This window comes from Nonomuraea sp. CA-141351, assembly GCF_050944675.1.
Classification (GTDB): Bacteria; Actinomycetota; Actinomycetes; order Streptosporangiales; family Streptosporangiaceae; genus Nonomuraea.
The window spans coordinates 11,980,724-12,006,013 of the sequence record NZ_CP191982.1 but is presented as its reverse complement, the minus strand read 5'-3'; the positions used below and the strand labels follow the sequence as shown (position 1 = coordinate 12,006,013).

General features: G+C 68.6%; 25 protein-coding genes and 4 tRNA genes. 13 read left to right on the top strand and 16 right to left on the bottom strand.

Annotated features, from left to right (window positions below):
• Window positions 1-32 precede the first annotated feature (32 nt).
• A tRNA-Lys gene (locus ACQPWU_RS56525) sits at window positions 33-105 on the bottom strand.
• A gap of 49 nt (window positions 106-154) precedes the next feature.
• The gene (locus tag ACQPWU_RS56520; RefSeq protein WP_433435346.1) at window positions 155-1,309 is read right to left on the bottom strand and encodes an acyl-CoA dehydrogenase family protein; all 1,155 of its coding nucleotides are present in this window, start codon (window positions 1,307-1,309) and stop codon (window positions 155-157) included.
• A gap of 91 nt (window positions 1,310-1,400) precedes the next feature.
• On the opposite strand from ACQPWU_RS56520, the gene ACQPWU_RS56515 reads away from it, so the two are divergent.
• A complete protein-coding gene (locus ACQPWU_RS56515; protein ID WP_360684829.1) occupies window positions 1,401-1,685 on the top strand; it encodes a PspC domain-containing protein in 285 nt (94 codons plus the stop codon).
• Here the strand turns inward: ACQPWU_RS56515 and ACQPWU_RS56510 are convergent, their stop codons facing one another.
• The gene (locus ACQPWU_RS56510; RefSeq protein WP_433435345.1) at window positions 1,686-2,948 is read right to left on the bottom strand and encodes an MFS transporter; all 1,263 of its coding nucleotides are present in this window, start codon (window positions 2,946-2,948) and stop codon (window positions 1,686-1,688) included.
• A gap of 110 nt (window positions 2,949-3,058) precedes the next feature.
• Window positions 3,059-3,409: a metallopeptidase family protein gene (locus ACQPWU_RS56505; protein ID WP_433435344.1), complete on the bottom strand. Its 351-nt coding sequence runs from the start codon at window positions 3,407-3,409 to the stop codon at window positions 3,059-3,061.
• A 33-nt stretch (window positions 3,410-3,442) separates the two neighbouring features.
• Between ACQPWU_RS56505 and ACQPWU_RS56500 the strand changes: the two genes are divergently transcribed.
• From ACQPWU_RS56500 to ACQPWU_RS56475, 6 genes are all read left to right on the top strand, one after another.
• Window positions 3,443-5,002, top strand: coding sequence for a metallophosphoesterase family protein (locus tag ACQPWU_RS56500; protein ID WP_433435343.1), 1,560 nt, complete (start codon window positions 3,443-3,445; stop codon window positions 5,000-5,002).
• Window positions 5,003-5,075: transfer RNA gene (locus ACQPWU_RS56495), tRNA-Glu, on the top strand.
• Between the two features lie 89 nt (window positions 5,076-5,164).
• Window positions 5,165-5,239: transfer RNA gene (locus ACQPWU_RS56490), tRNA-Asp, on the top strand.
• Window positions 5,240-5,244: 5 nt separating this feature from the next.
• Window positions 5,245-5,321: transfer RNA gene (locus tag ACQPWU_RS56485), tRNA-Phe, on the top strand.
• Window positions 5,322-5,429: 108 nt separating this feature from the next.
• Window positions 5,430-6,224, top strand: a complete 795-nt coding sequence (locus tag ACQPWU_RS56480; RefSeq protein WP_433435342.1) for a barstar family protein — start codon at window positions 5,430-5,432, stop codon at window positions 6,222-6,224.
• 334 nt (window positions 6,225-6,558) lie between these two features.
• Window positions 6,559-6,729, top strand: a complete 171-nt coding sequence (locus tag ACQPWU_RS56475) for a hypothetical protein (protein WP_433435341.1) — start codon at window positions 6,559-6,561, stop codon at window positions 6,727-6,729.
• Between the two features lie 4 nt (window positions 6,730-6,733).
• On the opposite strand, the gene ACQPWU_RS56470 is transcribed toward ACQPWU_RS56475, so the two are convergent.
• The 4 genes from ACQPWU_RS56470 to ACQPWU_RS56455 all read right to left on the bottom strand — a co-directional run bounded on the left by ACQPWU_RS56470 (window position 6,734) and on the right by ACQPWU_RS56455 (window position 8,598).
• Complete coding sequence (locus ACQPWU_RS56470) at window positions 6,734-7,141, bottom strand: SRPBCC family protein (RefSeq protein WP_433435340.1); 408 nt, start codon at window positions 7,139-7,141, stop codon at window positions 6,734-6,736.
• A complete protein-coding gene (locus ACQPWU_RS56465; RefSeq protein ID WP_433435339.1) occupies window positions 7,134-7,463 on the bottom strand; it encodes an ArsR/SmtB family transcription factor in 330 nt (109 codons plus the stop codon). The genes ACQPWU_RS56470 and ACQPWU_RS56465 overlap by 8 nt, the downstream gene beginning before the upstream one ends.
• Window positions 7,460-7,996 (bottom strand): TIGR03086 family metal-binding protein, encoded by a 537-nt coding sequence (locus tag ACQPWU_RS56460; protein WP_433435338.1) that lies wholly within the window; start codon window positions 7,994-7,996, stop codon window positions 7,460-7,462. The genes ACQPWU_RS56465 and ACQPWU_RS56460 overlap by 4 nt, the downstream gene beginning before the upstream one ends.
• 299 nt (window positions 7,997-8,295) lie before the next feature.
• Window positions 8,296-8,598: a hypothetical protein gene (locus ACQPWU_RS56455; protein ID WP_433435337.1), complete on the bottom strand. Its 303-nt coding sequence runs from the start codon at window positions 8,596-8,598 to the stop codon at window positions 8,296-8,298.
• A 10-nt stretch (window positions 8,599-8,608) separates the two neighbouring features.
• Here ACQPWU_RS56455 and ACQPWU_RS56450 point away from each other — a divergent pair, with 10 nt between their 5' ends.
• The 3 genes from ACQPWU_RS56450 (at window position 8,609) to ACQPWU_RS56440 (ending at window position 12,106) form a co-directional block, all read left to right on the top strand.
• Window positions 8,609-9,058: a helix-turn-helix transcriptional regulator gene (locus ACQPWU_RS56450; RefSeq protein ID WP_433435336.1), complete on the top strand. Its 450-nt coding sequence runs from the start codon at window positions 8,609-8,611 to the stop codon at window positions 9,056-9,058.
• A 5-nt stretch (window positions 9,059-9,063) separates the two neighbouring features.
• Window positions 9,064-9,474, top strand: coding sequence for a VOC family protein (locus tag ACQPWU_RS56445; protein ID WP_433435335.1), 411 nt, complete (start codon window positions 9,064-9,066; stop codon window positions 9,472-9,474).
• Between the two features lie 253 nt (window positions 9,475-9,727).
• Complete coding sequence (locus ACQPWU_RS56440) at window positions 9,728-12,106, top strand: ATP-binding cassette domain-containing protein (protein ID WP_433435334.1); 2,379 nt, start codon at window positions 9,728-9,730, stop codon at window positions 12,104-12,106.
• A gap of 95 nt (window positions 12,107-12,201) precedes the next feature.
• On the opposite strand, the gene ACQPWU_RS56435 is transcribed toward ACQPWU_RS56440, so the two are convergent.
• Window positions 12,202-12,876: a hypothetical protein gene (locus ACQPWU_RS56435; protein WP_433435333.1), complete on the bottom strand. Its 675-nt coding sequence runs from the start codon at window positions 12,874-12,876 to the stop codon at window positions 12,202-12,204.
• Between the two features lie 175 nt (window positions 12,877-13,051).
• On the opposite strand from ACQPWU_RS56435, the gene ACQPWU_RS56430 reads away from it, so the two are divergent.
• The 3 genes from ACQPWU_RS56430 (at window position 13,052) to ACQPWU_RS56420 (ending at window position 17,072) form a co-directional block, all read left to right on the top strand.
• A complete protein-coding gene (locus tag ACQPWU_RS56430; RefSeq protein WP_433435332.1) occupies window positions 13,052-14,263 on the top strand; it encodes a HupE/UreJ family protein in 1,212 nt (403 codons plus the stop codon).
• Window positions 14,264-14,366: 103 nt separating this feature from the next.
• Window positions 14,367-15,923, top strand: coding sequence for a fibronectin type III domain-containing protein (locus ACQPWU_RS56425; protein WP_433435331.1), 1,557 nt, complete (start codon window positions 14,367-14,369; stop codon window positions 15,921-15,923).
• 144 nt (window positions 15,924-16,067) lie between these two features.
• Window positions 16,068-17,072, top strand: coding sequence for a WxL protein peptidoglycan domain-containing protein (locus ACQPWU_RS56420; protein ID WP_433435330.1), 1,005 nt, complete (start codon window positions 16,068-16,070; stop codon window positions 17,070-17,072).
• A 69-nt stretch (window positions 17,073-17,141) separates the two neighbouring features.
• On the opposite strand, the gene ACQPWU_RS56415 is transcribed toward ACQPWU_RS56420, so the two are convergent.
• The 7 genes from ACQPWU_RS56415 to ACQPWU_RS56385 all read right to left on the bottom strand — a co-directional run bounded on the left by ACQPWU_RS56415 (window position 17,142) and on the right by ACQPWU_RS56385 (window position 25,180).
• Window positions 17,142-18,362, bottom strand: a complete 1,221-nt coding sequence (locus ACQPWU_RS56415) for a cytochrome P450 family protein (protein ID WP_433435329.1) — start codon at window positions 18,360-18,362, stop codon at window positions 17,142-17,144.
• The gene (locus ACQPWU_RS56410; RefSeq protein ID WP_433435328.1) at window positions 18,266-19,591 is read right to left on the bottom strand and encodes a cytochrome P450; all 1,326 of its coding nucleotides are present in this window, start codon (window positions 19,589-19,591) and stop codon (window positions 18,266-18,268) included. Before ACQPWU_RS56410 ends, ACQPWU_RS56415 begins: the two co-directional genes overlap by 97 nt.
• Window positions 19,588-20,166: a GTP-binding protein gene (locus ACQPWU_RS56405; protein ID WP_349454274.1), complete on the bottom strand. Its 579-nt coding sequence runs from the start codon at window positions 20,164-20,166 to the stop codon at window positions 19,588-19,590. Before ACQPWU_RS56405 ends, ACQPWU_RS56410 begins: the two co-directional genes overlap by 4 nt.
• Complete coding sequence (locus ACQPWU_RS56400; protein ID WP_433435327.1) at window positions 20,147-20,497, bottom strand: DUF742 domain-containing protein; 351 nt, start codon at window positions 20,495-20,497, stop codon at window positions 20,147-20,149. The genes ACQPWU_RS56405 and ACQPWU_RS56400 overlap by 20 nt, the downstream gene beginning before the upstream one ends.
• Complete coding sequence (locus tag ACQPWU_RS56395) at window positions 20,494-20,901, bottom strand: roadblock/LC7 domain-containing protein (protein ID WP_433435326.1); 408 nt, start codon at window positions 20,899-20,901, stop codon at window positions 20,494-20,496. The genes ACQPWU_RS56400 and ACQPWU_RS56395 overlap by 4 nt, the downstream gene beginning before the upstream one ends.
• Window positions 20,902-20,956: 55 nt before the next feature.
• Window positions 20,957-22,537 carry a hypothetical protein gene (locus tag ACQPWU_RS56390; protein WP_433435325.1) on the bottom strand — a complete coding sequence of 527 codons (1,581 nt, stop codon included), beginning with the start codon at window positions 22,535-22,537 and terminating at the stop codon, window positions 20,957-20,959.
• A gap of 603 nt (window positions 22,538-23,140) precedes the next feature.
• Window positions 23,141-25,180 carry a cellulose binding domain-containing protein gene (locus tag ACQPWU_RS56385; protein ID WP_433435324.1) on the bottom strand — a complete coding sequence of 680 codons (2,040 nt, stop codon included), beginning with the start codon at window positions 25,178-25,180 and terminating at the stop codon, window positions 23,141-23,143.
• Between the last annotated feature and the right edge of the window lie 110 nt (window positions 25,181-25,290).

The following is a 25,290-nucleotide window of genomic DNA, read 5'->3' as shown; positions in this document are numbered from 1 at the left end:
CGAAATTGCAGGTCAGATGGGGTGTAGGGTAGTAGGGCGCCCGGGGCTCGAACCCGGAACCTACGGATTAAAAGTCCGCAGCTCTGCCAATTGAGCTAACGCCCCTCGCAACAGCAAGGGTACAGAGATTACCGCCCTGCCCGCGACGCCCGCATCACCGGTAAGCGGCCAGTCCCGTCAGCGCCTCCCCGAGCACCAGCGTGTGGATCTCTTGCGTCCCCTCGTACGTCAGCACCGACTCCAGGTTGTTCATGTGCCTGATCACAGGGTACTCCAGCGTGATCCCGTTACCGCCCAAGATGGACCGGGCCTGGCGGGCGATGTCGAGGGCGGCGCGTACGTTGGCCAGCTTGCCGAAGCTGATCTGCCGGGGCTCCAGCTGCCCAGCGTCCTTGAGCGCACCCAGATGCAGGGCGGTGAGCCCCGCCTGGGCGGCGCCGACGTACATCCAGGCGAGTTTCTCCTGCGTCAGCTGGAACGCGCCGATCGGCTTGTCGAACTGGACGCGGGTCTTCGCGTACTCCACCGCCGCCTCAAGGCAGGCGCGGGCGGCGCCCACGACGCCCCAGATGATGCCGAAGCGGGCCTCCGAGAGGCAGGAGAGCGGGCCGCGGAGGCCGGCGACGCCCGGGAGGACGGCGGAGGCGGGCAGGCGGACGTCGTCGAAGTAGAGGGACGAGGTGATCGAGGCCCTTAGGGACAGTTTCTTGTGGATCTCAGGGGCGGAGAAGCCGGGGGTGGAGGTCGGTACGACGAAGCCGCGGATGCCTTCGTCGGTCTGCGCCCACACCACGGCCACGTCGGCGATGGAGCCGTTGGTGATCCACATCTTGGAGCCGTTCAGGATCCAGTCGGATCCGTCTTTCTTGGCATAAGTCCGCATATTGGCGGGGTCGGACCCGTGGTCCGGCTCCGTCAGCCCGAAGCAGCCGATCGCCGTCCCGGCGGCCATCCGGGGCAGCCACTCATCCTTCTGCTCATCCGAGCCATATCGCCAGATGGGGAACATGGCCAGCGAGCCCTGGACGGAGACGAAGGAGCGCAGGCCCGAATCGCCGGCCTCCATCTCGCGGCACGCCACCCCGTACGACACCGCGTCCGTCCCCGCGCAGCCGTACCCCTCCAGGTGCATGCCCAGCAGGCCGAGCGAGCCTAGCTCGGGCGCGAGCTCGCGGGCCGGGAAGACAGCCTTCTCGAACCAGTCGCCCACGTACGGCAGGATGCGGTCGGAAACGAACGACTTGACCGTGTCGCGGATCAGCCGCTGGTCGGCGTTGAGCTGGTCGTCCAGGCGAAGCAGGTCGTCCATCGCGGGTCCCTTCGTTACATAGGGGGCTACCAGGGTTCTACCAGGGGGAATCCTGATGTGCGAACACCGGGTACAAGGGCAGTCTTGGGGCATGAGCGAATACAACGTCAAGAAGCTGCGTCGGACTCACAAGGGCAGGATCGTCGCGGGCGTCTGCTCCGGCATCGGCGAGTACGTCGGGATCGACGCCAACCTGGTGCGCATCGCACTGGCCATCGCGACGCTCTTCGGCGGACTGGGTGTCGGCGTCTACGCGATCGGCTGGCTCCTCATGCCCGAGGAGGACAGCGACACCTCCATCGTGCAGGACCTGATCCACAAGCAGCAGGACCGCAGCAGAACGGACTGGAGCGGCGAGCACAAGCCGCAGCAGTGATCAGGCCGTGGCGGGCACGTGTTCCCGGGCCTCGGTCCAGATCATGGCGAGCACGGCCGCGCAGATCACCCCGGTGATCCCGGCCAGCGCGACCACCGGCTCTGGACCGAGTCTCTCCGCCGCGAACCCGCCGGCCAAGATCCCGATCCCCTGTACGGCCATCAGCCCCGACTGCACGAGGCCGAACGCCTGGGCGCGACGTTCGGCCGGAACATGCTGGACGAAGGCGGCATTGGCCGCGAGCTGGTACGCCCCGCCGATCCCCGACAGAACCCACGCGGCGAGCACCACGGCCAGCGGCGGCCGGAGCGCCGTCACGATCAAGGGCGCGCAGCTCAGCATGGCCATCAACCCCATAAGCCGCAACCTCCGCTGCGGCCCTACGAACCTGCTGAAAAGGAACGCCCCCACCACCGTTCCGGTCGGCATCGCCGCCATCAGCAACCCGGTGATCACGGGGACCGGCAGCGTCCCTGTGGCGAGCTTGGCCGCGTACGGCACCGCGATGCCCTCAGGCAGGATGTAGAAGCCGCACAACCACGCGAACAGGACAAGCGTCCGCAGCGGCCGCGATCCGAAGACGAGCCGGGCTCCCGCCGCGGTCATGGTCCACATGGACGGTTTCGTGCCGTCGCGGTTGGCGGCGGGGCGGCGCCGTACCCCGGAGATCAGGATCAACGCGGAGCCGAGGAACGTCGCGGCGTCCAGAGCGAGCGCCCGGTAGGGGCCTATGGTCGCGATGACCGCTCCGCCAGCCGCGAAACCGAGCATCTGTACGGCCTGGTTCGTCATGTTCTGGAGGGCCGAGCCGATGACGTACTGGTCGCCTTCGAGCACTTCGGGCAGCAGCGCGGCCCGCGCGGCCGAGAACGGCGCACTGAGCAGCACCACCAGGAACACCAGCGCGCACAGCGCCCAGAACGGCATGCCGGGCACCGCCATCACGCCCACCAGCACGGCCCTGATCAGGTCGCAGATGAGCATGACGCCCCTGCGCGCGAACCGGTCCGCCAGGCCGGCCAGCAGCGGCCCTCCCACGATCGGCGGGAGGTACGTCAGCGCGTACACCGCGGCCGTGGCCAGCGGCGAGCGCGTGCGATCGTAGACGAGTACGGCGAGCGCCACCTGCGCGAGCTGGTCACCCAGGAGCGAAAGGCCCTGGCCGTACCAGAGCGCCCTGAACTCCCTGATGGCGATGACTTCTCGGTATGTGGCTTGGTCCTCGGCACGGCGATGCCGTCCCTGCGGCCGTCGCGCCCGCATGGCCCCCATTGGACTCCGCTGTGCCTGACTTACGGTGCTCGGTGTGTTACCTAAGGTGCCCGATCATTATGGCAAGCCGCAACCCAAAGCAGCGAACCAAAAGCAAAGGGTTACCAACCCAGCTCGTGAAGTCTGGCGTCGTCGATGCCGAAGTGATGCCCGACCTCGTGGAGGACCGTGATGCGGACCTCGTCGACGACGTCCGCCTCCGTATCGCAGATCTGACATATCGGATGACGGTAGATCTCGATGCGGTCGGGCAGGACTGCTGAGTACCAGTCGCCGCGTTCGGTGAGGGGGACACCGGTGTACAGGCCGAGCAGGTGGGGCTCCGGCGGGTCATCGACGACCGTTACGACGACATTGCTCATGGCGCGGGCGAGGTCAGGGGGAATCGTGTCCAATGCCTCGGCCACGAGTTCTTCGAACTTCTCCCGCGAAACCTCGATCACGCTGCCCATTCTGCCTCGTCGCTCGGGTAGGCAAGAAACTGTATGAAGTTCGTTCACAGGTCAAAAGCAGTCATCAACTCCAGGACGGCGAGAGCGGCGGCGGTGCTCCTCGTCGCCGCTGTGGGTGCCTGGCTGGGCATCTTCCTCAGCGGCACCGTACGCGCCCAGATCGGTCCCGTGGAGACCGGAATGTCGCTCCGCCCGGCGTGGAACGGCGAGACGGTCGTGGACGCCAGTCCACTGGGCACGCTCACGTTCCGCACGCACGACGCGCCGCTGCGGCTGCGCATCACGCTCGAGAACATCGACCAGGACCGCGCCAAAGCCCTCATAGAGGACCCGCGTCTGGCCGACCGTCTGCCCGGTCTCATCGAGAGCGACCTCCTGGACGGCGTGCGCGCCCTTGTGATCCGCTCGCTCCTGTGCGCGGGGGCGGGGGCGTTGATCGCCGTCCTGATGGTCTTCAGGCGCCCCCGTGTGGCCTTCGCGGGCCTTTTGGCCGCCGCCGTGGGTCTGGCGGCCACGGGAGCCCTCGCAGCGCTCACCTTCCGTCCCAGCTCGCTCGTCGAGCCCCGCTACTCGGGGCTCATCGCCGCCGCGCCATCGCTGGTGGGCAGCGCCGAGTCGATCGTGTCCCGCTTCGAGTCGTACAGGTCGCAACTCACCAAGCTCGTCACGAACGTCTCGAAGCTCTACGACACCGTCTCCACCCTGCCTCTGTACGACACCAACCCCAGGACCATCCGGGTCCTCCATATCTCCGATATCCACATAAATCCCATCGCCTGGAACGTCGTCCGCTCCCTCAAGGACCAGTTCGGCGTGGACATGATCATCGACACGGGCGACATTTCCGACCACGGCACCAAGGCGGAGAACAAGTTCGTCGACGAGATCGGCCGCCTGGGGGTCCCGTATGTGTACGTACGGGGCAATCACGACTCGATGACCACCCAGAAAGCGGTCGAGAAGCAGAAGAACTCCGTAGTCCTCGACAACACCACGGAGACGGTGGCGGGCCTGAAAATCTACGGCCTAGGGGATCCTCGCTTCACCCCGGACAAGTCCGTGGCGACAGACTCGGACCCCGCCGTACTCAGCCAGTTCGCCCGCTCCCACCTCGGCCAGGTCGGCAGCCCGGACGTGATCGCCGTACACGACCCGGACGTCGGCAAGGGCTTCTCCGGCGTGGCGCCCTTGATCCTCGCCGGCCACACCCATGCGCGCAAGACGACCCTGCTCCCTTCGGGCACCCGCCTGCTCGTCCAGGGGTCGACCGGCGGCGCCGGCCTGCGCGCCCTCGAACACGCCCAGCCCACGCCCGTGCAGGCCTCGGTCCTGTACTTCGACAGGGAGACCAAGCGCATGCAGGCGTGGGACGACATCACGCTGGGCGGCCTGGGGGAGCAGTCGGTGTACATCCAGCGTCACGTGGAGCCCGACCCACAACGTATGATTTCTCCGGAGCCAGCGAACGCCCCGTCGCCAACGGGACCGGTCACTGGCACTCCGACGCCGACCACCGGTCAGCCGCTTTGGCATCAAGGGCAATCGTCCCCTATGCTTCAGAGGTCTCCGACGGAAGGCGACAGGGAATCCTGAGCCCCCATCGTCTAGCGGCCTAGGACACCGCCCTTTCAAGGCGGCGGCACGGGTTCGAATCCCGTTGGGGGCACTGCGAGCGTTTGGCGCACCGGAAAACGGCTGGTCCAAGACCACCGAAGAGCTGGTAAGCTAAGCGAGCGCAAACGGCAAGAAACGCAAGGTCCTGTAGAGCAGTTTGGAGTGCTCGCCACCCTGTCAAGGTGGAGGTCGCGGGTTCAAGTCCCGTCAGGACCGCTCTGGGTCAGGTAGCTCAGTTGGTACGAGCGTCCGCCTGAAAAGCGGAAGGTCGGCAGTTCGACCCTGCCCCTGACCACCATTTTGAGCAGCAAGAACGCCCCGAACGGATCCTCGTTCGGGGCTTTTTTGATCTCCTCTGACAGTAACAGTGACAGCAATGTCATTGATCGCGGGTGAGGATGGGTGCATGGATTCCGTCCAGCCGAAATTTCTTCTGGTCGACGAGGATGATCAGATTCTCGGGGTGTGCCTCGATGCCGAGGGCGTCTTCGTCGAGCCGACGGAAAGTGACGAGGACCTCACGGTAGAAATCCTGGGATGCTCTCTTGCTCAGCGCTTACGTGACTACCTTGAGGGATCCAAGCGCTATCGCCAGAGGAATCCACTGGACTCGTTATGGCTCCGGATGCTCGACATGGCAGGGGAGCCGCTCGTGGACTTCTGGGCGGGCGAGATTCTCGAATGGCGACCCTCGCGACTCGATCCTGAGCGGGTCGACATCGTCGCTCTGTGGGGGCTCGACAGTCCGTCGGCCGGCGCGCGGGATGTCTGGGAGCGCTGGCGTTCGGCTCGGCCTGATCAGCTCAACCAGTGGGCGGTGTACGGGCCGGAGGGCAGACGGGAATGGCTGACCATCGTCGGCCGCAGCAAGTTTCGGAGGGCCGGAGGACTCGATCGTCTGCCAGGATGCGTGTACCACCTCGATGGAACCCACGTCACCGATGAGGCCGCCTTCTACCTTGCGATTGGAGAGGCCATCAACGGGCCTGGCGGCTACTTCGGCTGGAACCTCGCCGCGCTGGACGACTGTCTGCGGGGTCGCTTCGGAGCTAGGACGCCGTTCACGCTGGTCTGGAGCGACTCCCAAGTTGCGCGGCGGTCCCTGACAAGGGCCTCGGAGGAGGCGGATGACGCTCCGGCCTTTTTCGAGATCGTTCAGACGATCTTCGGGGAGCGTGATGTGGATGTCGTGTTGAGGTGACTACCAGTCTCGTACGCCGGCAGTTGACCATGCACCTTGACCGCTCACCCGCCCAGGTGGAGAAGGCGTCGTCATGGTGTCGCAGCGCGAATACGAAGCGATGCGCGAGACGCTCTGTCCTCGTGCAGCCACAGGTCCCATCTCTGCCGATCTTCCCTCGTGCCCAGCCGGTCGGGTGCCGGTCGTCTGGTAGCAACAGGTGCTCGCGTTCGGGTGCAATCTGATTGATTGAGGCTGAGACCATCGCCAGTCCTCCAGCGACAGCGGACGTCTGCCACAACCTCCTTGCGGACTTACGTCCAGGGACCAGCGGCTCACGAAGGTGGCGTCACTCGTGTTCGGGGCTCAGCTGCAGGCCGACACGGGGGAGTGGAGCAGCTACGCGAGGCACGAGCAGGTGACCGGGACCCCGGGGACGCGCATCGCCGGCGGCACCGGCGAGATCCAGCGCAGCACGGTCGGCCGAGCGCGTGCTCGGCCGCCCCGGGAGCCCCGGCCGACCTGATCGATCAGGCGGCGGCGGTGGTGGCCGCCGTCTGAGCGAGGATGCCGAGGAAGTGCGGCCAGCCCTCGGCGTGGGGCGGGACCTGCGACTCCGGCAGGTTCGAGTGGGTCAGGTCGACCCGCGTGCCGGTGGCCGTCGGCGTAAGGCGGAACGCCACCTTGGTCGATCCGGCGGGGAGGACGTCGTTGGCCTCCAGGCCCCAGGTGACGATGAGCGAGCGGGGCCGGTCAACCTCGACGAACTCGCCGCGGATCGGGTTCCCGTCGATGTCGACGGCGAACACGCCGCCCGGCCGGGGATCGAGCTCGGCGCGCTGGCCCATCCACGCCAGCACCCCGTCGACCGTGACGAGGTGGTCGAACACGATCTCGGGCGGGGCCTCGATGTCGATGGAGGTTGCGAACTCAGCCATTGGTCCTCGCGGTCTTCTCGGCGGCGGCCTTGAGAGCTGCCAGGTGATCGGGCCAGAAGCCCTCCAGGAACTGGCGGACGACGGCGAAGCCGTCGGCGCGCACGACGAACAGGTGGCGGGTACCCTCCCGCGTCTCGGTGACGAGCCCGGCCCCCCGGAGCACCCGGAGGTGGTGGGAAACGGACTGTTGGCTCATCGCCATAGCCTCGGCGACCTCGCCCACCGCCCGGGGTTCGTCCCGAACGATGCTCAGGATGGCGCGGCGGTTGCCGTCGGCCAGCGCCCGAAGGGTGCTGTCCAGCACCTCGGCGGCGGCGCTCACGGCGTCCGGCCGAGGTAGGCGACGAGCTGCTCGGACGGCGTGGCGCCGATGTCGAGCGCCGGGCCGAAGGCGTCGCCGCGCTGCGCCTCCCCTACGGCCGCGTGGGCGAAGGCGAGGATGGCGAGCGCGAGGTCGTCCGGGATGGACGCCGCTTCGCCGCTCGCCTGGCTGATGTCCCAGCCGTGGACGACGGCCTCGAGCAGGTTCGTCGACGCCATGACCGGCCCGGGCATCGCCCCGAACGGCGGTTCGTAGGTGCGGTCCATCGCGCCGGGCTGCCTCCAGGCGAGCCGGGTCCGGGTCGCGAGGTCGGCCATGGCGGCGTCCCATGGTCCGGTGGCGGTGGCGCCGCCGCCGTCGAGGGCGTCGGCGAAGATCGCCAGGCTCTCGACGGTGTGGTCGAGCAGCGTCCGGAGGTCCCAGTCGTCGCAAGGGGTGGGGGCGTCGAGGGCATCGGCCGGGACGGCGGCGATGCGGGCCGTCGTCCACGCCAGGCCCTCGTCGACCAGGTCGAGGGTGTCGGTGATGAGCATGGACACTATACAAACATTGATTTGTACAAAAATCAATTGGTCATTTGTGGACGGACCGTGAGGTAGGACGTCTCCCGACATCGGAGGAGCCATGGACGTGCGCAACCTCGCCCAGCTGTACGACCTCGAGCCCCTCGACTGGGGTTCGATCCAAGCGGCTGACACCGGCGCCGCATCTGCTGAAGTCGTGCTCCATGGCACATCACCGTGGTCTCGGTGAGCCTCTGGCGCTAGTCGTGATCAGCCCGGTTCTGAAGCATCTGCCGTCAGTCGTGCTGCGATGTCGTCCCAGTCCGGTCCTACGCGGACAGGCCGGGCGGAGTAGTGCCCCGTACCTTGGCGAACACGTCGATGACGACCATGCGCGAGCCGGGGTTGCGTTCCAGCCATCGGGCGATGGCCTGGTCTCCGCCTCTTGAAAGGGTCTCGTACGCGGTCGCCAAGGTAAGGCCGCGTGGTGCGGAGCTGCTTCCCAAGATCTTGCCATACGGGATTGGAGACGGCGCGGCGTGTCCTCCCTGGTACCCCTTGAGCTCGTAGGCCTCGATGTGGAACAGGGTGGGACGCCGGCGGCGCTGGGCAAGTCCGGTGCGACGTGGCACGATCGCGTAGGTGACCAGCAGACCCGCCGCGGCGCAGCACCTGCGCGACCTCGCGCGGTTGCGCCGCGTACGCGACCGGATCGACCGGGAGTACGCGAAGCCGCTCGACGTCGAGGCGCTCGCCCGAGGCGTGAACATGTCGGCCGGGCACCTCAGCCGTCAGTTCCGGCTCGCGTACGGCGAGTCGCCGTACGCCTATCTCATGACGCGGCGCATCGAGCGCGCGATGGCGCTGCTGCGACGTGGCGACCTCAGCGTCACCGAGGTCTGTTTCGCGGTCGGCTGCGCGTCGCTGGGCACCTTCAGCACCCGCTTCACCGAGTTGGTCGGGGTGCCGCCCAGCACCTATCGGATCCAGACAGCTCACGCGACGGCGGGGATGCCGTCGTGCGCGGCGAAACAGGTGACCAGACCGGTCAGGAATCGAGAAGCGCGGGTCACGGAGCCGCAACTAGCCTGACCGCCATGTGCATCACCATTCACGCGAGCTTCCTCCCGCACGACGACCCGGACGCGTCCCTGGCCTTCTACCGCGACATCCTCGGCTTCGAGGTCCGCAACGACGTCGGATACGGCGGGATGCGCTGGATCACCGTCGGCCCCGCCGACCAGCCCGATACGTCCGTCGTCCTGCAGCCGCCGGTCGTCGACCCCGGCATCACCGACGACGAGCGCCGCACCATCGTCGAGATGATGGCCAAGGGCACCTACGCCGGAATCGTCCTGGCCACCACCGACCTCGACGGCACCTTCGAGCGCCTGCAGGCCGGCGACGCCGAGGTCGTCCAGGAGCCGGCCGAGCAGCCGTACGGGGTTCGCGACTGCGCCATCCGCGATCCCGCGGGCAACCTGATCCGCATCCAGGAGCTGCGCTGAGCCGTCCGGCGACCGCAGCACAGACGGCACCCGTGAAGGCGCCGAGGTGAACGGGCTGCCCGGCCGCGAGTCGATGCGCGACGGACGCTGCCTCGGACGCGCATCGCGCCATGCCGGACCACACCGCCGATCAGGTAGACAGTAGACCGTTGCCGCGACCGCGCTGAGGCGTACTGCTCGAGGCTGGTCATATCGAGCCAGGCGACGCCGATGGAGACCGCGAAGGCGGCCCCCCGTAACAGATGGAGACACGATGAGAACGGACGCGCAGTCGCCTGCGCCGCACGTTGCCGACAGCCACGACTTGATCCGCGTGCACGGCGCGCGCGTGAACAACCTCAAGGACGTCAGCGTCGAGATCCCGAAGCGCCGGCTGACGGTGTTCACCGGCGTCTCCGGCTCGGGCAAGAGCTCGCTGGTGTTCGGCACGATCGCCGCGGAGTCGCAGCGGATGATCAACGAGACCTACAGCGCCTTCGTGCAGGGCTTCATGCCGACGCTGGCGCGGCCGGAGGTCGACGTACTCGAAGGGCTGACGACCGCGATCATCGTCGACCAGCAGCGGATGGGTGGCGACACCCGCTCCACGGTCGGCACCGCCACCGACGCCAACGCGATGCTGCGCATCCTCTTCAGCCGGCTCGGGCAGCCGCACATCGGCTCTCCTCAGGCGTTCTCCTTCAACGTCGCCTCGATAAGCGGAGCGGGTGCGGTCACGCTGGAGCGCGCCGGGAAGACCATGAAGGAGCGTCGCAGCTTCAGCATCACTGGCGGCATGTGCCCGCGCTGCGAGGGCAGCGGCTCGGTCAACGACATCGACCTGACTCAGCTGTACGACGAAACCAAGTCGCTCAACGAGGGTGCGCTCACCATCCCCGGCTACAGCATGGACGGCTGGTACGGCCGGATCTTCTCTGGCTGCGGCTTCTTCGACCCGGACAAGCCGATCAAGAAGTTCACCAAGAGAGAGCTCAACGACCTGCTCTACAAGGAGCCGACCAAGATCAAGGTCGACGGCATCAACCTGACCTACGAGGGTCTGATCCCGAAGATCCGGAAGTCGATGCTGTCCAAGGACGTCGACTCGCTGCAGCCGCACATCCGCGCCTTCGTGGAGCGGACGGTCACCTTCGCCATCTGCCCCGAGTGCGACGGCACCCGGCTCAGCAAGGAAGCCCGGTCGTCGAAGATCAAGGGGATCAGCATCGCCGACGCCTGCGCGATGCAGATCAGCGACCTGGCCGAATGGGTCCGCGGCCTCGACGAGCCGTCGGTGGCGCCGCTGCTCACGACTCTGGTGCGGACCCTCGAGTCGTTCGTGGAGATCGGGCTGGGCTACCTCTCGCTCAACCGTCCGTCGGGCACGCTGTCCGGCGGCGAGGCGCAGCGCGTCAAGATGATCCGCCACCTCGGCTCCTCGCTCACCGACGTCACGTACGTGTTCGACGAGCCCACCATCGGCCTGCACCCCCATGACATCCAGCGGATGAACGACCTGCTGCTGCGGTTGCGGGACAAGGGCAACACGGTGCTCGTCGTGGAGCACAAGCCGGAGGCGATCGCGATCGCCGACCACATCGTCGACCTCGGCCCCGGCGCCGGTACGGCGGGCGGCACCATCTGTTTCGAGGGCACCGTCGAGGGGTTGCGGACCGGCGGCACCATCACCGGCCGCCATTTCGACGACCGGGCCGCCCTCAAGGAGACGGTACGGACGCGCAAGGGCACCCTGGAGATCCGTGGCGCGACGGCGAATAACCTGCGGGACGTCGACGTCGACATCCCGCTCGGGGTGCTCTGTGTAGTCACCGGCGTGGCGGGCTCCGGCAAGAGTTCGCTCATGCACGGGTCGGTCCCCGCCTCGGCGGGTGTGGTGTCGGTCGACCAGGCGCCCATCCGCGGCTCGCGACGGAGCAACCCGGCGACGTACACCGGACTGCTCGACCCGATCCGCAAGGCGTTCGCGAAGGCCAACGGCGTGAAGCCGGCGCTGTTCAGCGCCAACTCCGAGGGCGCCTGCCCCACCTGCAACGGCGCCGGCGTCATCTACACCGACCTGGCAATGATGGCCGGCGTCGCCAACACCTGCGAGGAGTGCGAGGGGAAGCGGTTCCAGGCAGCGGTGCTGGACTACCACTTCGGCGGCCGCGACATCAGCGAGGTGCTCGCGATGTCGGTGAACGAGGCCGAGGAGTTCTTCGGCGCCGGCGAGGCGCGTACGCCGGCCGCGCACGCCATCCTCGGCCGGCTCGCCGACGTCGGGCTCGGCTACCTCGGCATCGGCCAGCCGCTCACCACGCTGTCCGGCGGCGAGCGGCAGCGCCTCAAGCTGGCCACCCACATGGCCGACAAGGGCGGCGTGTATGTCCTCGACGAGCCGACGACCGGCCTGCACCTCGCCGACGTCGAGCACCTGCTCGGCCTGCTCGACCGGCTCGTCGACTCCGGCAAGTCGGTCATCGTCATCGAGCACCACCAGGCGGTCATGGCGCACGCCGACTGGATCATCGACCTCGGCCCCGGCGCCGGCCACGACGGCGGCCGGATCGTCTTCGAGGGCACACCCGCCGACCTCGTCGCCGCCCGCTCCACCCTCACCGGTGAGCACCTCGCGGCCTACGTCGGCGCCTGATCGAGGCCCTCGCGGACACCGCGAGACGATTCACCCCGGCGAACTCGAGCGTTCGCCGGGGTGGCCGACTCGTCACCCATGCGCCCACAGGCCGGCTAGTCGAGCCAGACCACGATGCCGGTCAGGCCGTTGAGCACGGCCGCGACACCGGCCCGGACGGCGCGTCCGGCGCGCTCGGCGGTGAAGGTGGCGGGATCGTACGTCGAGGACATGCCGAGCCCCTCGCCGCGGAACGACGCGCCGGTCCAGTCGGCGGCGGTGACGTTCTCCGTGGGCTCGGCCAGCTCGGCGCCGACCACGAGGAACCGCTGGTCGAGGTGGTTCGGAGTGACCATGGCCAGGGGGTCGACGAGGTCGTTGCCGGCGCTGATGATGAGGTCGGGCGTGAGGTTGATCGCCCTGCTGATGCTCGGGATGTACTGGTCCGGCTTCGTGGCCGCGATGGTCTTGAGGCTGACGTCCTCCTCCTCGGCCCACTCTGTCACGGCGTTCACCAGCGTCCTGGTCTGAGGGTCTTCTCCCGCGGTGAGCAGCACCACGCGGTAGCCCTCCGACGGACGGACCCCGTCCCAGGAGCGGGGCCGCGGCGTGATCGTCGCCTCCGGGGCGGGCGGTGCGGCCGGGTCGGAGAACCCCGGGCCGAGGGTGCCGACGGCGGTGGGCTTCTCGTGCGGCCGGGACCAGTCGTCGCTTGAGCTGCACCCGCTGACCAGTACGGCGGTCGCGACTGCCGCGGCCAGGATGCCGGCGGGCAGAAGCCGGGAGCGCATAGAGATCGTCCTTCGGGGGTGGTGGGGAAGTGCGCCTACTTCCTACCCCATCACCTGGGGCTTTTCGAGACGGCGGCTCTTTCCGCCGGGAGTGGTTCGTCGTCGGTTTGCGCGTGAGCTGCCGTTCGTTCATCTGAGCCGAGCAGATTGCGTTCGCAAACCGAAGAGGAGTCACATGTTTCACGCCGCTCGGCGTCGTGCCTGTGCCGTCGTCGCCGCGGTAGCCGTGGCCGTTCTGCTCAGTGCCGTGCCCGCTCTTGCCCACGGGTTCACCTCGACCGTGTACGTCGACCTCACCTCGCCCGGGATCGGGCACGTCCGCTCCGAGCTCGAGCTGGAGTACGACCTGCTCGTCGTCTCGGCTGCCGACTCCGAGAAGGACGATCCGCTCTTCCGGGCGGGCACCGCGGCGTTCGAGGCCCACGACGCGGCGGAGCAGGCCGCCGCGCTCCACGCCCACGCCGGCTCGGTGGTCGCGTACGTGACCGAGCGCTTCGGCGTCACGGCCGAGGGCGCGGCGTGCACGGCGGCCCAAGACGGCGACTTCACGATCGAGCAACGCGAGGGTGTCCCGTACGCGCTGCTGGTTCTCGACTACCGGTGCCCGGAGTCCGCGGAAGCGCACGAGGTGCGCAGCGGGCTGTTCCCGGATTCCGAGGGCTATGTGCGCGACACCAAGACGGTGGTCACCTACGACCTCGACCTGACGTCCGGAAGCGCCGCACTCGACGCCAAGCAGCGGTCGTTCTCCACACAACAGTCCTGGGCCGAGCGGTTCTGGGAGTTCTTCCGGCTCGGAGCCGAGCACCTGCTCACTGGGCTCGACCACATCCTGTTCCTCCTGGCGCTCATCGCGGGGTCACGCCGCCTGCGCGAGATCGTGCTGGCGGCGACGACGTTCACGGTGGCCCACTCGGTGACCTTCATCCTTGCCGCCCTCGGCCTCGTGCAGGTGCCCGCGTCGTTCGTCGAGCCTGTCATCGCCCTCTCGATCGCGGTCGTCGCGGGCTGGCATCTGTGGCGGATCCGGCGGCGCCGATCGCATGCCACAGATCTCGAGAAGTTCGGGCGCGGCCACCTCGGCCTGGACCCCGCCGGCTGGGCGCGGCTCGCGGTGGTCTTCTGCTTCGGCCTCGTGCACGGACTCGGCTTCGCCGCGGCGCTGGGCATCGACCAGGCCTTGTCGTGGACGCTTCTGTGGTCGCTGCTCGTCTTCAACGTGGGCATCGAGGCCGTTCAGCTGGCGATCATACTCGTCGTCTTCCCGCTGCTCGCCCTGCTGCGCCACCGCCGACCTGGCGCGGGGCTGTGGGCGACCGGGGCGATCGCGGCGGGGGTGTCCGTGATGGGCCTGGTGTGGTTCGTGCAGCGAGTCCTCGGAATCTGAGACCGCGTCACAACTTCTGCCGTGCGCAATGGTGCGCCCGCCCCGCGTTCACCCCGAGGACACGGAACTCCACAATCTTGACAAAGCTCACTATCACCATCAAATGGACGGAAACCTGATGAAGCTCGACAACCGGGCAGAAGGCCCGGGGTTTGCTCGACGCCGGCTGGCTTTGGGTGCCACCGCGGTGGTCATGGGTGTGACCGCGGTGCTCGGCAGCGGCCTGACGACCGCGGCCAGCGCTGCCGATGGCGCGCAGCCCACCGGCATCATCCTCGGCGTGGGCGCCGACGAGTCGCAGCGTGTCGTGTCCTGGTACTCCTCGGCCAACACCGCGCAGGTGGTCCAGGTCGCGCCGGCTTCCAAGCTCGTCAACGGCAAGTTCCCCGCCGACGCCGTGACCTTCCCGGCCACGGTCGCCGCGAACACCGTCAACGGCGGCTACAACGGTCACGCCACGATCGACGGCCTGAAGCAGAACACCGCGTACTCCTACCGCGTGGGCGCCGATGGCAGCTGGTCCACGACGTACTCGTTCAAGACCCAGGACTTCAACGGCAACAACCTCGACTTCCTGTTCTTCGGCGACCCGCAGATCGGCTCGTCCGGCGACGTGGCGAAGGACGGCGCCGGGTGGGACGACACCCTGAACGTCGCCCTCGCCGCCAACCCGAACGCCGAGCTGCTGGTCTCGGGCGGTGACCAGGTCGAGAGCGCCAACAACGAGCCGCAGTGGAACGCGTTCCTCGCGCCCGACAAGCTGCGCCAGTACCCGTGGGCCGCCACCATCGGTAACCACGACGTCGGCGGCAAGGCGTACGAACAGCACTTCTGGACTCCGAACACCGACCGATCCGCGCCGTACTACAACGGCGCGGCAGCCACCCGGTCGGGCGGTGACTACTGGTACATGTACAAGAACGTCCTGTTCATCGACATCAACAGCAACGCCTACGCCAGCGGCTCCGACGCCGCGCACATCGGCTACATCACCGATGTCGTCAAGAAGCACGGCGCCGATGCCAAGCACACGGTGCTCGTCTACCATCACTCGATCTACTCGCCGGCCGATCACGCGAACGACAGCGACAACAAGCAGCGTCGTCAGGACTTCCCGACCGCCTTCTCGCGCCTCGGCGTCGACCTGGTCCTGCAGGGTCACGACCACAGCTACTCCCGCAGCTACGTGATCAAGAACGGCCAGAAGGCGAACAAGGGTGAGCAGCCCGGCGCCGCGCAGGTGTCCAAGGGCCCGGGCGGCGTCATCTACGTGACGGCGAACTCCGCGTCGGGTTCGAAGTACTACGACCTCACCGCCCCGGACACGACCAAGGACCCGAACTACGGCCCCGACCCGCTCAACCCCAAGAGCCACTGGGCCAACTCGGTCGAGAACCAGGAGCACGTCCGCACCTACGTGAGGGTCCAGGTGCGTGGCAACAAGCTCGTCGTCGAGAACATCCGCAGCGGCACCTGCGCCGCCCCCAACGCCGCGGTGGAGCTGGGCAAGGTGTCGTGGTGCGGCCCGGGCAACGGCACCGGCGCCGCTCCGGCGGTCGGCTCGACCGTCGACAAGGTGGTCATCCACTCGAACGGCACGGACAAGGGCAAGGCCGACGAGGCCAAGCCGGCCACGACTGAGGCCGACTGGCTTCAGTAGAGAACCCAGGGTGGTGCCGAGGCGCTCACGCTGCAACGCGCTGAACTGATCCGGCCCGCTCCACCTGGTGGGGTGGGCACTCTCGGGTGCCCACCCCACCGCGCTTTCCATCCCGCCGCTTCCAGACTGCCCGAGGATCACCAGATGTTCCCGCCCAGACCGCGTACGACCACAGCAGTCCGAACCCTCACCCAGGCCACTGTCGTGGTGCTGCTCGCCGCGCTCGGTTTCCTGGGGCTGGGGGCCGGACCTGCGGCGGCGGACGGCGACGTCCCCTGGACGGTCGGCACGGCCTCCAATGACTTCGGGTCAGACCGGCAGAACTACAGCTACACCCTCAACCCGGGCGGGCGGCTCAAGGACGGTCTCGTGGTCGTCAACCGCGGCGCCACACCGCTCCACCTGGCCGTGTACGCCGCCGACGCGTTCACCGCCGAGGGGGGCAAGCTCGACCTGGTCACCAAGGACGCGAAGTCGGCAGAGGTGGGTGCGTGGGTCCACACGGACCGGCCCGACGTGACGGTCCGGCCGGGGGAGTCGGTCGAAGTACCGTTCACGGTCACTCTTCCGGACGACGCCGCGCCCGGCGAATACATGGGCGGCATCGTCACCTTGCTGACGGATGGAGTCAATGCGGACCGGCGTCTCGGCATCCGGATCCGTCTGCGCGTGGGTGGCGAGCTCAAGCCGGGCCTGGCGGTAGAGGACCTGCACGTGCGCTACTCGGGCACGCCCAATCCGTTCGGGAAGGGTGACGCCACCGTCACGTACACGATCCACAACACGGGCAACGCCATCCTCACCGCTCGGCAGGCGGTGTCCATAACCGGCCCCTTCGGGCACGTGGGCGTCCGCGCGGGGCAGATCGACGACTCGCCCCAACTGCTCCCGGGCGATACCTGGAAGGTGTCCGTCCCGGTACACGAAGTGGTTCCCGCACTGAGGCTGACGGGGACGGTCGCCGTCGTCCCACTGCTCACCGACGCGTCGAACTCCGTCGCTCCGCTCGCCGTCGTCGAGACCACGACGCACGCCTGGACCGCCCCTTGGGCACTGCTGCTTTTCGTCGTCGTCCTTTGCGGGCTGGTCGTCGCGGTCTTCCGGCGCCGCCGCCGTCAGTCCAAGCTCCGCGAAGACGCTCAGGAGTGACGTCGGCGGGTCCTATAAGGAGCAAGCCCGGCCGGTGAAGCTGTCCCGGCCGGGCGTCGCCTGTGACGGTCAGCGGTGCAGCTGGAGCGGGAGGCTGCTCCAGCCGTGCGCGATGAAGGACGGGACGTGCGTCAGCTCGCTCTCGTCCACGGCCAGCCGGAGGTCCGGGAACCGGGCGAACAGCGCGGGCAGGGCGGTGAGCGCCTCCTGGCGGGCGAGCGGAGCCCCGATGCAGCGGTGCACGCCGACGCCGAAGGCCAGGTTCTCGTCGCGTTCCTTGGTCGGGTCGAACCCGTCGGCGTCCGGGCCGTGCTGGTCGGGGTCGTGCCCGGCCGCCAGGTAGCTGGTGATGATCGCGTCGCCCGCCTCGATCCGTACGCCGCCGATCTCGATCGGCTCGATGGCGAACCGCAGCGGCAGGTTGGCGATCGACGGCGCCCAGCGCAGCGTCTCCTCGATCACCGCGTCCCAGGAGATCTCTCCCGCCAGGACACGCCGGAGGTGGTCCGGATGGGTGAGCAGGGCCTGCATCGCGTTGCCGATCAGGTTGACGGTCGTCTCGTGCCCGGCGGCGATGAGGAGCAGCAGGGTGTCGCGCAGCTCGTCGTCGCTGAGCGAGTCGCCGCTGTCGCGGACGTTGATCAGCTCTGTGGTCAGGTCGTCGCCCGGGTGCTCACGCTTGTAGGTGACCAGAGCGGGCAGTACGGTACCGATCTGGACCGCCGTGGCCGCCGCCTGCTCCGGGGTGGCGGTGGTGTCCATGATGGCCTCCATGATCTGGGCCATCTCCACCCGCATGTCCGCGGGGACGCCGAACAACTCGCAGATCACCCGCATCGGCAGCGGGTGGGCGTAGGCGCTGCGCAGGTCGACGGCCTGGCCCGGCGGCACCGCGGCCATGGCGTCCAGCAGCTCCGCGACGATGCCCTCGACGATCGGCTGCATGGCCTTGGTACGGCGCGCGGTGAAGCTCGGGGCGATCAGCTTGCGCAGCCGGCGGTGCTCCTCGCCGTAGGCGCTGAGCATGTTGGACACGCCGATCCAGGTCATGATCCAGGTCCAGCCGGGCTCGGTGAGCGCCTGGGGCAGCAGCCGCCAGTGCCGTTTGTCCTTGCTCACCAGCGGGTCGAGGATGAGCTGCTTGAGCAGGTCGTGCCGGGTGACCGCCCAGGCCGGGATGCCTCCCGCGAGCTCTACGAGGACCAGGGGGCCGAGGTCACGTAGCCGGCGGACCTCGCCGGGGAGGTCGGAGCCGAAGGGATCGAGGACGACGGGGGCTGCACTGCCCACGGGGATTCTCCTGGCTGATCGGGACGGATGGGGGTGAAACGCACCGGCAGGTGTGCCAGCGCACGGTGGAACGGGCCGGGCCGCCACAACAGCTCGTCGCGGGGCACGGTCAGTTCGAGGTCGCACAGGTGAGAGGTCAGGCGCTCGATCGCGGTCATGGCGATGACCACGGCCGGGTCGCTGGCCGGGCAGCGGTGCGGCCCGGCGCCGAAGCCCAGGTACGCGCCGCCGTCGGAGCGCAGCTCCTCGGGAACGTTGGTGGGCTCGGTGTTGGCCGCGGCGTAGGAGACGAGGACCAGCTCGGCCGGCTGGATCCAGGTGCCGTGGAAGTGCACGGGCTGGCGCACGAAGTACGGGCCGTAGTTCGACATGGCGGGCTCGGCGCGCAGGGCTTCCATGAGGGCGTCGTACGTGCTGAGCGCCCCGTTGGTCAGCGAGCTGTAGTAGCGGTCGTCGCTGACCATCCGGGAGATCGTGTTGGAGATCAGGTTGGCCGTGGGCTCGTAGCTGGCGGCCATCACCAGCACGATGTTCTGCGCCAGCTCGTCGGGGTTCAGCGCGGCCGGATGGTCGATGAACCAGGAGGTCAGGTCGTCGCCCCGCTGGGCGTACTTGGCCTGGATCAGCTCGCCGATGTAGCGGCTGAACGCGTCGCTGCCCCGCGCGCCCCTCTCGCCGTCAGCCTCCATCAGGTCCGCCAGGGCCTCGATCAAGCCGGCGCTGTCGGAGTCGGGCCGCCCGAAGAGCAGGTTGAAGACGCGCGCCGGAATGAGCTGGGCGAAGTCGGCGACCAGGTCGGCCTCGCCCTTCGCGGCGAACTGGCCGATGAGCGAGTCCGACACCTCGCTCACCATCTGGCGCAGCTTGTGCGGCTGGATCTGCTGGAAGCAGTCGGAGATCACCTTCCGGTAGCGGGCGTGCTCGGCCCCGTCGGAGAACAGCGCGTTCGGCCGGTGGCCGAGCATGGCGATCGCCCCCGCGGCCTCCGGAGTGTCGGGGAGCCGCGTCTGCCAGGCGCTGGGGTTCTTGCCCCAGACGCCGCCGGCATTGGTGAGCACGTCCAGGGCGGCCTGGTAGCCGATCACCAAATGGGCCTCGATGCCCGGGGCGATCTCCACGGGCGCGACCGCGCCGTGCCGGCGGCGCAGCTCCGCGTAGATCGCCTGCGGGTCCCTGGCGTACTCCGGCCCGTACAGGCGCCCGGCTTCGGGCATATAGCGCATGGTCATGACAGCACCAGCTCTCTGATGTGCTCCACCAGCGCGATCAGCGAGGCGCGGGCGGAGGCGGGGTCGCGGGCGTCGCACACCACCAGCGGCGTGCGCGGGTCCAGGTCGAGCGCCTTGCGCAGCGCATCCGGCGGGTAGTCCGGCGAGTCGGGGAAGTGGTTGACGGCCACCGCGTAGCGGATGCCGGCGTTCTCCACCAGGTCGAGGACGGCGAAGCTGTCGTCGATGCGGCGGGTGTCGGCCAGCACCAGCACCCCCAGCGCGCCGCGGACCAGCTCGTTCCACAGGACCTGGAACCGGGTCTGTCCCGGCGCCCCGAACAGGTACAGCACCACCCCTGGCAGGGTGAGGCGGCCGAAGTCGATCGCGGTGGTCGTGGTCGTCTTCTCGTTCACGCCGGTGAGGTCGTCCACCAGAGTGCCCGCCTGAGTGAGCACCTCCTCGGTGTTGAGGGGCTTGATCTCCGAGAGGGCACTCACGATGGTCGTCTTGCCCACGCCAAACGGCCCCGCGATGACCAGCTTGACCGGGATGTGTTCGGTACTGATACGGCTGTCAGAGAGCGCGGAGGCCACTGAGCACCAACTCCAAGATCTCGATGTCGGGCAGGTCGGTGGCCGGCGGATCGCGGGTCAGCAGCGTTCCGCCGCCGACCAGCCCGGCGACCAGCAACCGCACCACGCAGTACGGCAGGCCCAGGTGCGCGGCGCACTCGTACACCGACAACGGCCCGTCCCGCAGCAGTGCCAGCAGATGCGACCCCGGAGGGTCCAGCCCGTCGGTGGCGGCGTCGGGCGCGATGTAGACCAGGGTGGTGCGCTCGACGCTGATGTGCTCGGGCACGGTCAACCTCGCGGCGGCCATGTAGTCCGGGACGACCCGCCGCCGTTGCCGTCCGGAGGTCATGTCCGGACGCCCGGCACCCTGGCCGTGCTGGCCTCGTCGAGAGCCTTGATCAGCTTCTGCACCTGGAGCTGCACCTCGTAGGCCAGCGCGCCGATGTTGACCGCCCCGGTGGCGGCGACGACGATGGCGGCGCGGTCGCCGGCCGGGGCGACGTAGTAGTAGCCGCTACCGGCGGAGATGACGATGTCCACCACCTCGCCGTCGGCGCCGTTGCTGAGGCCGTCGCACAGGGCGCGCGCGGCCCCCAGTACGGAGCTCGTCATGGCGGCGGCGCGCTCGCCGCTCTCGGTGGTCACGTCGGCCGAGCCGCCGAGGATGAGCCCGTCACGGCTCAGCACAACGCCGCGGGCGACACCGGGCAGTGCCAGCAGGGGTGACAGGACCCAGGACACGTCGAGGGACAACGGGCGACCCTTGGTCTGAACACGGCCGGAAGCACTGTGAGTGTCCATGGAACGGTCAATTCCCTTCGGTGATGTCGTGCTGCTCGGTCGGGAGCGCTTCGCGGCGGCCCGCTTCCGCTCCGACCTGGAAGTCTCCCCACCGTTTCTGGGCCTCTTCCGGGGTGGTGAGCAACCTGCCGTCAGAGCCGTGAGAACTGCCTCCAGTGGGCCTGGAGCCGGACGTGGCACGCGGCGGCGACTGGCGGCGACGCTGCGGCAGCGGCGCCAGATCCTCCGCCGGTCGTTGCTGGGGCGCCGTCGCGGGCTCGGTCCGTACGGCCTCGGCCCGTACGGCCTCGGTCCGTACGGAGGAGGCGACGGGCTCCGGCCGCGAGGCCGCCACCGGCTCCGGCTGGACGGCCGGGGCGGCGGCCATGGGCCCCGGCCGAATGGCCGTGGCGGCGGTCGGGACGGCGGCGCGGACCGGCTCGGGCGCCAGCACCGACGGTCGGCTGTCCTCCGGCATCTCCACCAGCAGGGCGGTGGGGATGTTCAGCACGGCCTGCACGCCACCGAAGGCGCTCTTCTTGACCGTGACCTGCATGCCGTAGTGCGCGACCTGGCGGCCGATCGCGGCCCAGCCGGTGCGGGGCGGGTTGCCCATGTCGACCAGGTGGACCGGCTGCGTGCCGCTCAGCAGGCGGGACGCGCGAGCGTACTGGTCCTCGTTGAGGCCGACACCGGCGTCGTCGATGACGATGGCGGCGCCGTTGTTGGTCTCGTGCACGGCGATGGTCACCTTGAGCGTGCCGTGGGAGTGGTGGACCGCGTTGGCCAGCAGCTCGGCGGTGATGAACAGGATCGACTCCGCGGCGCGGGCGGCGACCCCGATCCGGCGGCGCAGGTGGTTGGCAGGGCCCTCGATGCGCAGCTCGAAGTTCTCCACGCGGGAGATGGCGCCCACCATCAGGTCCACCAGATAGGTGTCATCACGCGACAGGCCGGTCGTGGCGCCGCAGGCGATGCCGGTGACCTGCACGCGACGGATGATCAGTTCGTTGAACATGTCGAGCCCCAGCACCTCGCGCAGCAGCGCCGTGTGCTCATCGCCGCTGTAGCGCTGCTGCACGCCGGCGAGCAGGTCCTGGGCGCGCAGCGCCTGGGTCTGCACGCGGGACATGGCGCCCCTGACGACCGCCTGGGCCGCCTCGTCGATGCGCTCGCCTTCCTCGCGGACGCCGCGGGTGAGCGCGTCGAGGACGGCGCGGTGCTGCCTGTCGATGTCGGTGCCGGCGAGCGCCGGGTTCTGCACGCCGGGCACGATCACGTGCGGGGCGCGCAGGTGGGACAGCAGGGCGGGGATCCGCTTGGAGATCAGGTGCTCGGTCTCGGCGCGCACGAGGTCATGCTGGGCGCGGGCCTCGCGCAGCAGCTCCGCGCCCTCCTGGGTCTGGCGCTCCGCCTGGACCAGCCGCTGGTTCCTGGCGCTGGTCTCGCGCGTCAGGTGCTCCTGTGCCTGACGGGCCTGAACGAGCTGCCCACGGGCCTGGGAGAGGTCACGGCGTACGCGCTGGTGGAGGATCAGGACGCCTCCGAGAGCGAGGGCGAGAACTACGGCGGCGATCATTATCGGGACGCTGAAGGAGTCTGGCGGCATGACAAGTCCTGGGGTCGGGGAGAGCCGGCGGGAGATGTCGACCGCCGAAGAGCCCGCTAGCGGCGCGTGTCGGTTTCACAAGGTGGCCGGCGGGGACCGCGTCGGCGTGGCCCGCGCCCTTCCGCGACGTCGGCACGGCTGCGTGCCTGGTGCGGCTCTGCCTGAGGCGTGGCGGGGCCAAGCGACATGGGCAACCTCGGTCTCAGCGGAACGACGGCCAAACGGGAAAACCAGTATTCCCGTTTAGTCACGATAGTCAACCGTGTGTAAGGCCGCCGCTGCGTTCAGCTGCACATTTTGTCCGCTTTGTCCGAATTGGTAAGCAAGTGTGTATGAAGGAGGCCCGGACGATCAGTCAGGGGGACAGTCGGAGCCCGCACTCGTCAATTCCCACCTTGGTTCGGCAGCGCTTCAGAGCATTGTTCCGGGCCGTTCTGGTAAACGACATATCCGCTTCGGCACGCCTTGATGAAGTGCGCGTTCTTCGCTGAGCGCCTTTTAGCCCCGGCAATTCTCCCCGTGGAGGTCGCCCTTCTTGCACGAGATGTAGTCGCGCCCGCGTGCATCGGCCGCCCAGGGGCATGGCCCCCGGGCGGCGCGCGGTTACTGGGTCGTGCAGACGGTGCCGTTGAGAGTGAAGACGGCGGGCAGGACGTTCGGACCGCTGTAGTTGCCGACGAAGCCGATCGTGGTGGACGCCCCCGTGGCGAGGGAGCCGTTGCCGGACTCGTTGACGGCCTTGACGTCCGGCCCGTTCTGCGTCCAGACGGCGCTCCAGCCGCTGCCAAGGCTCTGCCACGTCCTGGGCCAGCTGAAGTTCAGGGTCCAGCCGTTGATCGGGGCGCCGTTGTTGGTGATGTCGATGCCGCCGACGTAGCCGCTGGCCCAGTCGGTCTGGACGGTGAACCGCACCGAGCAGGAGCTGGACGCCGGCGTGCCGGTGGTGAAGGTCAGCGGCGGTGAGGCCCAGGAGAGGCCGCCGCCGCTGTCCCGTGCGATCACGTTGAGCGTGTAGCGGGTGCCCGGCTTGAGGTTGTTGACCGTGAACGAGGTCCCGGAGGTCTCGCCGAGCTGCTCGCTGATGGCTCCGTTCTGACGGTAGAGCTCGTACTTGACGATCGGGCGTGAGCCGGGAGCGGCGGCGGGCCAGGAGATCGTGGCGGCCTTGTCCGTCACCTGAGAGGCCGTGGGCTGTCCCGGCGCGCCCGGTCGGCCGGTCTGAGCTGTGGCGGGGTGCAGGATGAGCGTGGTCAGGGAGAGCGGCGGCAGGGTCTGGCTCGCCGCGCTGCCGGTGCTCGAGGTGGTGATGGTGGTGGCCCCGTTGGTGTAGGTCAGTACGGTGGGCGCCCCGGAGGCAGGGGTGTAGCCCGAGTAGTCGATCGCGACGGGGTACGACGTGTCCGACGAGGTGTTGATCAGCATGACCGCCAGGTCGCCGTTGGGCCGGCGGGCGGCGTGCGCGCTGACCTTCGCCTGGTCGGTCGCGGCCCGGATGAACTGGTCGCCCGGCCGGGCGAACTTGCTCACCATCTGGAGCGCGTAGTACGGCGCGAAGGGCGTGTTGAGCGCCGGCTCGCAGACGCTGCCGTCGGACGTGCAGACCCCGCTGGACAGCAGGCCGAAGTCGCCGTAGTCGGTGTGCCCCTCGACCTGCGTGACGTTGCCGATGCCGTTGTGCACGTTCCACCAGTCGACCGTGAACACCCCGTTCGCCAGCAGCGTCGCGTAGGAGTCGGCGGCGGCCAGCGCGCCGGGCTGGGTGTTCGTGCCGTTGCTGCTCGACCCGGTGTTGAACTCGGTCATGGCGATGCCGATCCGCTCGGAGCCGGGCCCCGCGTACTTCGCGATCTGCTGGCGGGTGAGCTGGATCGTGTCGGGCACGTGTCCGGCCTTGTCCAAGGCGCCCGGATACCAGTGGACGATCACGTAGTCGATCTTCGGGCCGGCGATCGACAGGACGACCTTGTTCCAGGTGCCGCTGTCGCCATCGGCGACGATGGCGTCGGGCCAGTTGGCGGCCGTGGTCAGCACCGCGCCGATCTTGATGGTCGGGTCGACCGCCTTCATGGCGTCCGCGTAGGCCACGACGTTGCGGGCATACTCGGCCGGGCTCTTGTCGGCGTGGTCGTCCGCCTCCCAGGCGGAGCCGTAGTGGCCGTTGCCGTAGTTCTCGTTGCCGATCTCCCAGTACTTGACGCCGTAGCCCTTGGTGACGTTGGCCTGGCGCACCCAGGCCGCGGCCTCCTCGGGGGTGCCGGTGCCGTAGTTGGCGGTCACCATCGCCTGCGCTCCGGTGCGCCGCACGCCGCGCATGAAGGTGTCGAAGTCGGTGTTGGGAGCCACGTAGCCGCCTGGGGCGGTGTGGTCGGCCCAGTGATAGATGTCGGAGTAGGAGCCGCCCGGATAACGCAGCATTTTCACGCCCGCGTCCTTGAGCCGGTCGGCGGTCTCGTCAGTGCCCAGGTTGGTGTCCCAGATCGCATGGTTGGAACCGATGCCGGTTTCGGGGACGGTGGACAGCGCGGCGCGCGCGTTGACGGTCACCGCTACAGGGGTGACGTCGTCGGCGTACGCCGCTGGGGCGTTCAATGCGGTAAGCGTCAGCAGGAAGGCGGACGCGGCTCGTAACAACGTTTTGGGCATCGGCGTACCTCGCCTGGTCAGCGGTATTCACTCGACGCCTCCTCCTGACCGGGAGGCACCATGATCCTGAGGGGGTGTGGCCAGACCCGTCAAACAACGGTGAAACTTTC

Bases quoted from the DNA above. Each gene is read 5' to 3' on its own strand.
- ACQPWU_RS56445 (WP_433435335.1), top strand. From the start codon at position 9,064: ATGTGCATCACCATTCACGCGAGCTTCCTCCCGCACGACGACCCGGAC.
- ACQPWU_RS56435 (WP_433435333.1), bottom strand. From the start codon at position 12,876: ATGCGCTCCCGGCTTCTGCCCGCCGGCATCCTGGCCGCGGCAGTCGCG.
- ACQPWU_RS56480 (WP_433435342.1), top strand. From the start codon at position 5,430: ATGGATTCCGTCCAGCCGAAATTTCTTCTGGTCGACGAGGATGATCAG.
- ACQPWU_RS56470 (WP_433435340.1), bottom strand. From the start codon at position 7,141: ATGGCTGAGTTCGCAACCTCCATCGACATCGAGGCCCCGCCCGAGATC.
- ACQPWU_RS56505 (WP_433435344.1), bottom strand. From the start codon at position 3,409: ATGGGCAGCGTGATCGAGGTTTCGCGGGAGAAGTTCGAAGAACTCGTG.
- ACQPWU_RS56515 (WP_360684829.1), top strand. From the start codon at position 1,401: ATGAGCGAATACAACGTCAAGAAGCTGCGTCGGACTCACAAGGGCAGG.
- ACQPWU_RS56460 (WP_433435338.1), bottom strand. From the start codon at position 7,996: ATGCTCATCACCGACACCCTCGACCTGGTCGACGAGGGCCTGGCGTGG.
- ACQPWU_RS56390 (WP_433435325.1), bottom strand. From the start codon at position 22,537: ATGCCGCCAGACTCCTTCAGCGTCCCGATAATGATCGCCGCCGTAGTT.
- ACQPWU_RS56420 (WP_433435330.1), top strand. From the start codon at position 16,068: ATGTTCCCGCCCAGACCGCGTACGACCACAGCAGTCCGAACCCTCACC.
- ACQPWU_RS56410 (WP_433435328.1), bottom strand. From the start codon at position 19,591: ATGACCATGCGCTATATGCCCGAAGCCGGGCGCCTGTACGGGCCGGAG.
- ACQPWU_RS56440 (WP_433435334.1), top strand. From the start codon at position 9,728: ATGAGAACGGACGCGCAGTCGCCTGCGCCGCACGTTGCCGACAGCCAC.
- ACQPWU_RS56400 (WP_433435327.1), bottom strand. From the start codon at position 20,497: ATGACCTCCGGACGGCAACGGCGGCGGGTCGTCCCGGACTACATGGCC.
- ACQPWU_RS56425 (WP_433435331.1), top strand. From the start codon at position 14,367: ATGGACGGAAACCTGATGAAGCTCGACAACCGGGCAGAAGGCCCGGGG.
- ACQPWU_RS56520 (WP_433435346.1), bottom strand. From the start codon at position 1,309: ATGGACGACCTGCTTCGCCTGGACGACCAGCTCAACGCCGACCAGCGG.
- ACQPWU_RS56430 (WP_433435332.1), top strand. From the start codon at position 13,052: ATGTTTCACGCCGCTCGGCGTCGTGCCTGTGCCGTCGTCGCCGCGGTA.
- ACQPWU_RS56500 (WP_433435343.1), top strand. From the start codon at position 3,443: ATGAAGTTCGTTCACAGGTCAAAAGCAGTCATCAACTCCAGGACGGCG.
- ACQPWU_RS56510 (WP_433435345.1), bottom strand. From the start codon at position 2,948: ATGCGGGCGCGACGGCCGCAGGGACGGCATCGCCGTGCCGAGGACCAA.
- ACQPWU_RS56385 (WP_433435324.1), bottom strand. From the start codon at position 25,180: ATGCCCAAAACGTTGTTACGAGCCGCGTCCGCCTTCCTGCTGACGCTT.